At 37.9% G+C, this 2,941-nt stretch carries 3 protein-coding genes; all 3 read right to left on the bottom strand.

The window, feature by feature from the left end:
- Positions 1–202 precede the first annotated feature (202 nt).
- Complete coding sequence (locus BC349_RS11350; protein ID WP_187256071.1) at positions 203–760, bottom strand: hypothetical protein; 558 nt, start codon at positions 758–760, stop codon at positions 203–205.
- Between the two features lie 254 nt (positions 761–1,014).
- Complete coding sequence (locus tag BC349_RS11345) at positions 1,015–1,536, bottom strand: GNAT family N-acetyltransferase (protein ID WP_187256892.1); 522 nt, start codon at positions 1,534–1,536, stop codon at positions 1,015–1,017.
- A gap of 877 nt (positions 1,537–2,413) precedes the next feature.
- Entirely contained in the window at positions 2,414–2,848 is a 435-nt protein-coding gene (locus BC349_RS11340) for a hypothetical protein (protein ID WP_187256891.1), read from the bottom strand.
- Positions 2,849–2,941 lie beyond the last annotated feature (93 nt).

Below are 2,941 nucleotides of genomic sequence, written 5' to 3'. Positions count from 1 at the left end.
TAACGATTAGGGATTTGGTTTGCCAGGGCCATTACTAACGTCCAGCCCGGCTCAGCCGATATATTATTTACTAATGTCCATATTTATAACCAAAAGCCTAATTGAAACCGTGACAAGCCCGGGCCAATGCTCATCATTGTTCTACTGCTGAAGTTCCATTGTCCCGCCCTGGTAAGCCAAATGCCCTTGTTGGCTGCAGTTTTTATTGAGTTATATTAGGATCGATAGAAAACCCCTTCCAGGTTGATCGCACTTTAATGAACTTATCAATATCATTTAAGTTCATTAGGTCAGAAAAAAAGACCGTCTCTAGTCCATTTAAATGCTCTTGATATTTTGAGTGTTTTTTTCGGAAAGTGTCCCAAAACCTTTTAATGTCTGTTGGGGTCATTTCTTGGCCCTCTTCAAACGAACTCATGTTGTTAAAAACAAGGAGTTCTGCAAAAAACATTTGCAAGTCTTTGAGCTTAATTAATAGTTCTGGAGTTGCCCAGATTGATGATTGGGTCGATTCAATAACTCGTCTCAGAATTTTGTTTGACTGGGAAATGTCCGCTACGTTATAATTTTTTTCGATATTCCTGAGTTCGTTAAAAGCCTTTTCTATTGAAGAGTACGCATCCTTCCTTTTTTCCAGTATATACTTTTTATAGTCATAATGAAAATCAAGCTTTTTTTGCCATCTTCCTACTAAGTAGTTTATCCAACTGGTGAAGCCGGCGATAACAATTCCCTGAATTATAACTAGTGTCCAATCCATTGAATTATTTGTTTCATTTTTATGTTTGTTAAAATTGCAGCCAACGATTAGGGATTTGGTTTGCCAGGGCCATTACTAACGTCCCGCCCGGCTCAGCCGATATATTAATTTACAAAAGTTCATCTTTATAACCAAAAGCCAAATTGAAACCGTGACAAGTTCGGGCCGATGCTCATCAATGATCTATAGCTGAAGTTCCAACGTCCCGCCCTGGTAAATCAAATGCCCTTGTTAGCGGTTCGTTGTTTTGATTCTCATGAAACCTGGTCTTTGTTTAGTCTTAGTTGCCAATTAAATGATGTTTCTGTTTCGCCAATCTTCAGAAAGTCGTTTTTTTCAAGAACCTTAAATGAAGCATTGTTTGTCTTTTCCGTCGAAGCTATTATTGATTTTACTTCAGGTTGATTTTTTGCCCATTCAATTATACCACTTACAATTTCTGTCATAAAGCCATTATTCTGAAATTCATCATAAGTACCATAGCCAATTTCGATTTCGCCCAGTGCATTCGGTGCGCCTATTATACATAAGTCACCGACCATTTTGTTTTCTGTTTTTGAAATTGCAGTCCAAAGTGTTGAATACAAGTAATTCTTGGATTTGTCAGCTACATTCGGCAAAATAGTTTGTTCTAATGCTTCTTTAAGTTCAGGTGAAATAGTTCTTGATGTTTTATTAAGGTTCAATTCCTCTTCCAATGAATCGTCGCATTTAGTATACTTTACTAATTGTTCATAAGTCAAAGGTTTCAAAATAAGCCTGTTCGTTTCTATCACTTTAGTGCCAGTTGAATATTATAGAGAGTTGTTTACAATGACCGCTAACGTTGACGTATTTGTATTGCCAGGGCCATTACTAACGTCCCGCCCGGCTCAGCCGATATATTATTTACTAATGTCCATATTTATAATCAAAAGCTCAATTGAAACCGTGACAAGTTCGGGCCAATGCTCATCAATGATCTACAGCTGAAGTTCCAACGTCCCGCCCTGGTAAGCCAAATGCCCTTGTTAGCAGCCGTATTTAGAGCTTTCCCAAAATCCAAACGAAGAGGACGAAGGATGCAGTTAAGGAAAGCCAAGCAACCGTTCTTCCCACTAAGATTTGTGTACTACTTTGCCCTTTGTATTTGTTTGTCACCTGTATATATACTTTTTTCCTTTCGAAATAGCTTTTATTCAGGTAATAAATCAGGTAGCCATAGCCTAATATCACTGCGTAAAATACCACTTTTAATTCTTTGCCAATCAGTTCAGCTGTTCCTAGGGCAATAAAAGGCATTGTTAGAAAGAACAAAATTGCACTAACATAGAGAATTGCTGATTCTCGTGAATTAAGAGGTCGTACCTTATTGACATTGAACTGAGTATAATAGAATAAATAGTGGTAAGGGTTTCTCATTCGATTCTAAAATTAAAGGAAAGTCCGAACAATGGCTGCTAACGTTTCGGGATTTGGCTTGCCAGGGCCATTACTAACGTCCCGCTCGGCTCAACCGATATATTTAATTACAAATGTTCATATTTATAACCAAAAGCCAAATTGAAACCGTGACAAGTTCGGGCCGATGCTCATCAATGATCTACTGTTGAAGTTCCAACGTCCCGCCCTGGTAAGCCAAATGCCCTTGTTGGCTGCAGCTATGTGTGATGTTCAACTTGCTATCTGTTTATCAGCGAAAATCTGTAATAGTATTTGAGAAGCTCGCTTTACTTCACTATCAAAAAGATAAAACTTTATTTCATTTTCGTTAAAGGATAATTTTAATGACGTAAAATCACTAATTAAGAATATTTTCTCTTTCACTTTTATATCAGCTAAGGCGTCTAATGGAATAGTTATATGACGTTTTCGAGCTAATGGGGTCATGTAGGTCAGTATTAATTTTTCGCCGTCAACTATTAAGCTGGTTAAGTATTTACTGGAGAGAGAAAAACGCCCTACCAAAGAACCACCTAAAAGCCCAATGAGAAAAGCAGTGGAAAATATATGAGATATTCCAACGTTTGGAACAATAAGTTGCAAAAGCAATATTGTCAACCAAAGTAATGGCAATGAAAATGTATATGCTAAAACTTTAAACTTCATTTTTGGTAGAGGGTGTCAATAGTTGCAGCCAACGTTCAGGTATTTACGCAAAGGCGGGCCATAGCTGATGTCCCGCTGGGCCAGCCGCCTGAT

The sequence above is a fragment of the Flavihumibacter stibioxidans genome, from assembly GCF_014332695.1.
Taxonomy (GTDB): Bacteria; Bacteroidota; Bacteroidia; order Chitinophagales; family Chitinophagaceae; genus Flavihumibacter; species Flavihumibacter stibioxidans.
The sequence above is the reverse complement of the archived record's forward strand: the minus strand, read 5'-3'. Positions and strand labels throughout refer to the sequence as shown.

Bases quoted from the DNA above. Each gene is read 5' to 3' on its own strand.
- BC349_RS11340 (WP_187256891.1), bottom strand. From the start codon at position 2,848: ATGAAGTTTAAAGTTTTAGCATATACATTTTCATTGCCATTACTTTGG.
- BC349_RS11350 (WP_187256071.1), bottom strand. From the start codon at position 760: ATGGATTGGACACTAGTTATAATTCAGGGAATTGTTATCGCCGGCTTC.